This is a genomic window from Pseudoxanthobacter sp. (genome assembly GCF_036822375.1).
Classification (GTDB): Bacteria; Pseudomonadota; Alphaproteobacteria; order Rhizobiales; family Segnochrobactraceae; genus Pseudoxanthobacter.
The window spans coordinates 3,059-9,310 of record NZ_DAISHT010000143.1 but is presented as its reverse complement, the minus strand read 5'-3'; the positions used below and the strand labels follow the sequence as shown (position 1 = coordinate 9,310).

General features: G+C 68.3%; 5 protein-coding genes. 2 read left to right on the top strand and 3 right to left on the bottom strand.

The genetic code is table 11. The features are described from left to right. Positions 1–1,999 (bottom strand): carbamoyl-phosphate synthase large subunit (gene carB / locus V7067_RS12690; protein WP_334176269.1); only part of this gene is annotated, 1,999 nt, incomplete at its 3' end. 226 nt (positions 2,000–2,225) lie between these two features. On the opposite strand from carB, the gene V7067_RS12685 reads away from it, so the two are divergent. Continuing rightward, positions 2,226–3,212 carry a neutral zinc metallopeptidase gene (locus tag V7067_RS12685; protein WP_334176268.1) on the top strand — a complete coding sequence of 329 codons (987 nt, stop codon included), beginning with the start codon at positions 2,226–2,228 and terminating at the stop codon, positions 3,210–3,212. An 18-nt stretch (positions 3,213–3,230) separates the two neighbouring features. Then, positions 3,231–3,845, top strand: a complete 615-nt coding sequence (locus tag V7067_RS12680) for a DUF1003 domain-containing protein (protein WP_334176267.1) — start codon at positions 3,231–3,233, stop codon at positions 3,843–3,845. A gap of 61 nt (positions 3,846–3,906) precedes the next feature. On the opposite strand, the gene carA is transcribed toward V7067_RS12680, so the two are convergent. Continuing rightward, positions 3,907–5,100, bottom strand: coding sequence for a glutamine-hydrolyzing carbamoyl-phosphate synthase small subunit (carA, locus tag V7067_RS12675; RefSeq protein WP_334176266.1), 1,194 nt, complete (start codon positions 5,098–5,100; stop codon positions 3,907–3,909). 216 nt (positions 5,101–5,316) lie between these two features. Continuing rightward, positions 5,317–6,060: an arginyltransferase gene (locus V7067_RS12670; RefSeq protein WP_334176270.1), complete on the bottom strand. Its 744-nt coding sequence runs from the start codon at positions 6,058–6,060 to the stop codon at positions 5,317–5,319. Positions 6,061–6,252 lie beyond the last annotated feature (192 nt).

Genomic DNA, 6,252 nt, shown 5'->3' with positions numbered 1-6,252 from the left:
CGTCGTTCAGCGCCTGCGCCAGCTTCAGCGGGGTCTGGCCGCCGAACTGCACGATGACGCCGAGAAGCTCGCCGCTCGACTGTTCGAGCTGCAGGATCTCGATCACGTCTTCCGCCGTCAGCGGCTCGAAATAGAGCCGGTCGGAGGTGTCGTAGTCGGTGGAGACGGTCTCCGGGTTGCAGTTGATCATGATGGCCTCGATGCCCTGATCGCGCAGGGCAAAGGCCGCATGACAGCAGCAATAGTCGAACTCGATGCCCTGACCGATGCGGTTCGGGCCGCCGCCGAGAATCGCCACCTTGCGCCGGTCGGACGGGCGCGCCTCGTTGGCGACCTCGCCGGCAAACGGCATCTCGTAGGTGGAATACATGTAGGCGGTGGGCGAGGCGAACTCGGCCGCGCAGGTGTCGATGCGCTTGAAGACCGGCCGCACGCCCAGCTCGTTGCGCAGGCGCGACACGTCGCGCCCGTGCAGGCCGAGAATGTGGGCAAGCCGGCTGTCGGAAAAGCCCATGGCCTTCAGCCGGCGCAGGCCGGCGGCGGTCTTCGGCAGGCCGATGCGGCGGATCTTGGCCTCGGTCTCCACGATGGCGCGGATCTGCTCAAGGAACCACGGATCGATGCGGCAGGCGGCGTGGATCTCCTCCACCGTGAAGCCGTGGCGCATGGCCTGCGCCACGATCAGCAGACGGTCGGGAGTGGGGCGGCCGAGGGCGGCGCGGATGGCGTTCTTGTCGTCGCCCTGACCAATGCCGGGGATCTCGATCTCGTTGAGGCCGGTCAGCCCGGTCTCAAGGCCGCGCAGCGCCTTCTGCAGCGATTCGGCAAAGGTGCGGCCGATCGCCATCACCTCGCCGACCGACTTCATCGCCGTGGTCAGCGTCGGCTCGGCGCCGGGGAACTTCTCGAACGCGAAGCGCGGGATCTTGGTGACGACATAGTCGATGGTCGGCTCGAACGAAGCCGGGGTGGCGCCGCCGGTGATGTCGTTCTCCAGCTCGTCCAGCGTGTAGCCGACGGCCAGCTTGGCGGCGATCTTGGCGATCGGGAAACCGGTGGCCTTGGAGGCCAGCGCCGAGGAGCGCGACACGCGCGGGTTCATCTCGATGACGATGAGGCGCCCGTCGGCCGGATTGACCGCGAACTGCACGTTGGAGCCGCCGGTCTCCACGCCGATCTCGCGCAGCACCGCCAGCGAGGCGTCGCGCATGATCTGGTATTCCTTGTCGGTCAGCGTCAGCGCCGGCGCGACGGTGATGGAATCGCCGGTGTGGACGCCCATCGGGTCGATGTTCTCGATGGAACAGATGATGATGCAGTTGTCCTTGCGATCGCGGACAACCTCCATCTCATATTCTTTCCAGCCGAGAACCGATTCCTCGATCAGCACCTCGTTGGTGGGCGAGGCATCGACACCGCGTTCCACGATCTCGATGAATTCCGCCTTGGTGTAGGCGATGCCGCCGCCGGTGCCGCCGAGGGTGAACGAGGGGCGGATGATGGCCGGCAGGCCGATGTCGTCGAAGGCGGCGAGCGCCTCGGTCAGGTTGTGGGCGAGCGCCGAGCGCGGCGTCTCCAGCCCGATGGTCTTCATGGCCTCGCGGAACTGTTCGCGGTCTTCCGCCTTGTCGATGGCCTCGGCGGTGGCGCCGATCATCTCCACGCCGAAGGTATCGAGCACGCCCATCCTGCGCAGCGACAGCGCGGTGTTGAGGGCCGTCTGGCCGCCCATGGTGGGCAGCAGCGCGTCCGGCCGCTCCTTCTCGATGATCTTGGCTACCACTTCCGGGGTGATCGGCTCGATGTAGGTCGCATCCGCCAGATCCGGGTCCGTCATGATGGTGGCCGGATTGGAGTTGACGAGAACGATGCGATAGCCTTCGTCTTTCAGCGCCTTGCAGGCCTGCGTGCCTGAATAGTCGAACTCGCAGGCCTGTCCGATCACAATCGGTCCCGCCCCGATGATGAGGATGGTCTTGATATCGGTCCGTTTCGGCATGGTCCGCCCGCGTCGATCCGGGGCCCGGCGCGGGCGTTGCCGCGGGGCGCCTTCAGTTTCGGTCTTCAAGTGGGGTTAAACGTGCTGGCGGGGCTTATAGGCGATAATGGCGCCAATCGCAAAGGGAACCGGCGTCGCGGCTTTCGCGGCGCTGGCATTGGTGCGATGCATTTCGGCCGGGGCAACGACCGGAGAGCGGGCGCCGCGTGCAGCAAGAGGTAAGCCGATGAAATGGCGCGGACGGCGCGAGAGCGCCAACGTGGAAGATCGCCGCGGCGAGGGCGGCTTTGCCGGCGGCATGGGCGGAACCGGCTTTCCCGGCGGCGGCTATGGCGGCGCGGGGCCGCGCATGCGCATTCCCGGCGGCGGCCGCGGCGGCGGGCTGGGTATCGGCGGCTTCATCGTGCTGCTGGTCGTGCTGTGGCTTCTGGGCGTCGATCCGATCTCGTTCCTGACCGGCGAGATGGCCCCGGCCGACCGCGGGCAGACCCAGAGCCAGAGCCAGAGCCAGACGGCCGGGCGCACCGAGCCCGGCGGCATCGCGCCGGCCGGCGAGGGCGCGCCGCGCGACGAGGCGGAAATGAAGTCTTTCGTCCGCGTGGTGCTGGCCGATACCGAAGATGTCTGGCACCGGCTGTTTTCGGAGGGCGGCGGCAGTTACACCGAACCGCGGCTGGTGCTGTTTTCCGGCCGGGTCAGCTCGGCCTGCGGGCTGGCGCAGGCGGCCAGCGGGCCGTTCTATTGCCCCGGCGACCAGAAGGTCTATCTCGACATGGATTTCTTCCGCGAGATGGCAACCCGCTTCAGCGCCGCCGGCGATTTTGCCGATGCCTATGTGATCGCCCACGAGGTCGGCCACCATGTGCAGAACCTCACCGGCATCCTGCCGCGCTATCAGGCCATGCGGGCGCGCCTTTCGCCGGCGGAGGCCAATGCGCTGTCGGTGAAGGTGGAATTGCAGGCGGACTGTTTCGCCGGCATCTGGGCCCATTATACCGATGCGGCCGGCAACCTTGAGCGCGGCGACGTGGAAGAGGCGCTCAATGCCGCCCACCAGATCGGCGACGACACCCTGCAGCGCCGCACGCAGGGCGTGGTGGTGCCCGACAGCTTCACCCACGGCACGGCCGGGCAGCGTGCGCGCTGGTTCCGCACCGGGTTCGATTCCGGCCGGCTGTCGGCCTGCGACACCTTTTCCGCACCGCGCCTGTGACGGGCCGGAGGAGGCGCGATGACGACAGCAGCAAACGGCAGCGGTCCCGGCGGCATGGCGCCGAACGAGGCGGCGGTGCGCGAGTTCGCCCGCCGCGTGCTCGACATGGGGCTGGCCGATCTCTCGCCGCAGGAGCGGCGGGTCATCACCCGCATGGCGCGCCGCCATGCGGTGTCGCGCGACATGTCGGTGGCGTTCGACGAGAGCCGCACCTTCGGCGAGCGGCTGGCCGATCAGGTGGCCGAGGTCGGCGGCTCGTGGGGCTTCATCATCAGTTTCGGCGTGGTGATCGTGGCCTGGGTCGGGCTCAACACCGCCATCCTGACGCGGTGGGGGATGCCGTTCGATCCCTATCCCTTCATCTTCCTCAACCTGATGCTGTCGCTGCTGGCGGCGGTGCAGGCGCCGATCATCATGATGTCGCAGAACCGGCAGGCGCAGAAGGACCGCATGGCGGCGGCCCACGACTATGAGGTGAACCTCAAGGCGGAACTGGAGATCATGGCGCTGCACGACAAGCTGGACCAGCTTCGCACCCGCGATCTGGCCGCCCTGATCGAGCGCGTGGAAGCGGCCATCGACCGCGCCCGCCTCGACATGGAGGCCCGCGCCGGCGGCGGCGACGGTGCCTGAAAACGCCAGAGGGCCGGCACACGGGCCGGCCCTCTGCAGGAGGCAGGACGGGAAGGCGGCCTCAGCCGGCCTTCTTGTGGTCGGCGATGAAGCCGACGAAACGGTCGAACAGGTAGTGGCTGTCGCGCGGGCCGGGCGAGGCCTCCGGGTGGTACTGCACCGAGAACACCGGCTTGTCCTTCAGCCGCACGCCGCAGTTGGAACCGTCGAACAGCGAGACGTGGGTTTCCTCCACGCTGTCCGGCAGGCTGTCGCGGTCGAGCGCGAAGCCGTGGTTCATGGAGGTGATCTCGACCTTGCCGGTGGTGTAGTCCTTCACCGGGTGGTTGGCGCCGTGGTGGCCCTGATGCATCTTCACCGTCTGGCCGCCGAGCGCGATGCCGAGCATCTGATGGCCGAGGCAGATGCCGAACACCGGCAGGCCGGTCGCCACCAGATCGCGGATCACCGGCACGGCATATTCGCCGGTCGCCGCCGGGTCGCCCGGGCCGTTGGAGAGGAACACGCCATCCGGCTTGTGGGCCAGCACTTCCTCGGTGGTGGCGGTGGCCGGCACCACGGTGACCGCGCAGCCGCGGTCGGCCAGCAGGCGCAGGATGTTGCGCTTCACGCCATAGTCGATGGCCACGACCTTGTATTTCGGCGCTTCCTGCCGGCCAAAGCCCTTGTCCCACACCCAGACGGTCTCGTCCCAGCCGTAGGTCTGGCCGGCGGTGACCTCCCGGGCCAGATCGAGCCCTTCGAGGCCCGGCCACGCGGCGGCTTCCGCCTTCAGGGCGTCGAGGTCGAACACGCCGTCGGGCGAATGGGCGATGACCGCGTTGGGCATGCCCTTTTCGCGGATGAGGTTGGTCAGCGCGCGGGTATCGATGCCGGTCAGGCCGATGATGCCGCGGGCCTCCAGCCAGCGGCTGAACGGCTTCAGCGCGCGGTAGTTGGAGGGTTCGGTGATGTCGGTCTTCAGCACGCAGCCGCGCACGCCCGCGGCGCGCGCCGCGTTGACGACCTCGATGTCCTCGTCGTTGACGCCGACATTGCCGATGTGCGGGAAGGTGAAGGTGATGATCTGGCCGGCATAGGACGGGTCGGTCAGGATTTCCTGATAGCCCGTCATGGCGGTGTTGAAGCAGACCTCGGCGACGGCCTTGCCGGTGGCGCCCACGCCCGTGCCCCAGATGACGGTGCCGTCGGCCAGAACCAGAACGCCGGTCGGCGCGGCTTCGCTCCAGCCCTCAGCGGCGGTTTCGATGTGCATGGCGGCACCCTGCAATTGGTGTGATGCGCGAAGCGGCGAAGTGCGCAGTTCGGTTCACGGCAGGCGCGGGGCACCGCGCCGGCCCCGGCCAGCTTCGAAGCGGATGAAGTAGGCGAGCACCCGGCCGCCGTCAAGCAATGATGGCCGCGTTGCCATGGCTGCGACTGCAGGGCAGCCCTGCACGCCCGCCGCGCCGCAAGGCCGGGGCAAGGCCGCTCACACCCGCCGCCAGCCGGTCGGCCCCAGCACCTCCTGCGGGCGGAAGCGCTGCTTGTAGCCCATTTTCGGCGATCCCTCGACCCAGTAGCCGAGATAGACATAGGGCAGCCCCGCCGCCCTGGCGCGGCGGATATGGTCGAGGATGAGGAAGGTGCCGAGCCCGCGGCGCGCCGGCTCCGGGTCGAAGAACGAGTAGACCATGGAGAGGCCGTCCGACAGGCGGTCGGTCAGGGCGGCGGCGATCAGCGGGCCGTGGCCGCGGCCGGTGATGGCGCTGTCGGCCGTGCGGGCGCGATATTCCACCAGTACGGTGTCGACGTGGGTGTCTTCCACCATCATGGCGTAGTCGACGACCGACATGTCGGCCATGCCGCCGTCGGCGTGGCGGGTTTCCAGATAACGATGGAACAGGCTGTACTGCTCCGACGAGGGACGCGGCGGCGTGACCGTGCCGACGATGTCGTCGTTCGTCTTCAGGACGCGGCGCAACGAGGCGGTCCAGTCGAAATCGTCGACGACGATGCGGATGGAGAGGCAGGCGCGGCAGCCCTCGCAGGCCGGGCGGTAGGCGATGTTCTGGCTGCGGCGGAAGCCGCCCTGCGTCAGCACATCGTTGAGCGCGTTGGCCCGCTCGCCGACGAGATGGGTGAAGACCTTGCGCTCCTGCCGCCCGGCCAGATAGGGGCACGGCGAAGGGGCCGTCAGATAGAACTGCGGATTGTCCGTGAACTGCCGTGTCATCGTCATTCCGGGCGACCTCACCCCTCGGCCTGATGTCACACCGCGCCTTGCGAAACCGGCCGGCCGCCGGCTGCGCACTCTGCCCGATTATCCTGCGCCGGCTATCCGGCGCCCGGCTGCCCTGCGACGCCGGCCGGCTTACATGCTGTCCGGCTGTCCGGCGCCATCTATCTTGCGCCATGTGCCGGCAGG

Excerpts from the sequence above, each read along its gene's own strand:
- V7067_RS12685 (WP_334176268.1), top strand. The coding sequence starts at position 2,226 with ATGAAATGGCGCGGACGGCGCGAGAGCGCCAACGTGGAAGATCGCCGC.
- V7067_RS12680 (WP_334176267.1), top strand. The coding sequence starts at position 3,231 with ATGACGACAGCAGCAAACGGCAGCGGTCCCGGCGGCATGGCGCCGAAC.
- carA (WP_334176266.1), bottom strand. The coding sequence starts at position 5,100 with ATGCACATCGAAACCGCCGCTGAGGGCTGGAGCGAAGCCGCGCCGACC.
- V7067_RS12670 (WP_334176270.1), bottom strand. The coding sequence starts at position 6,060 with ATGACACGGCAGTTCACGGACAATCCGCAGTTCTATCTGACGGCCCCT.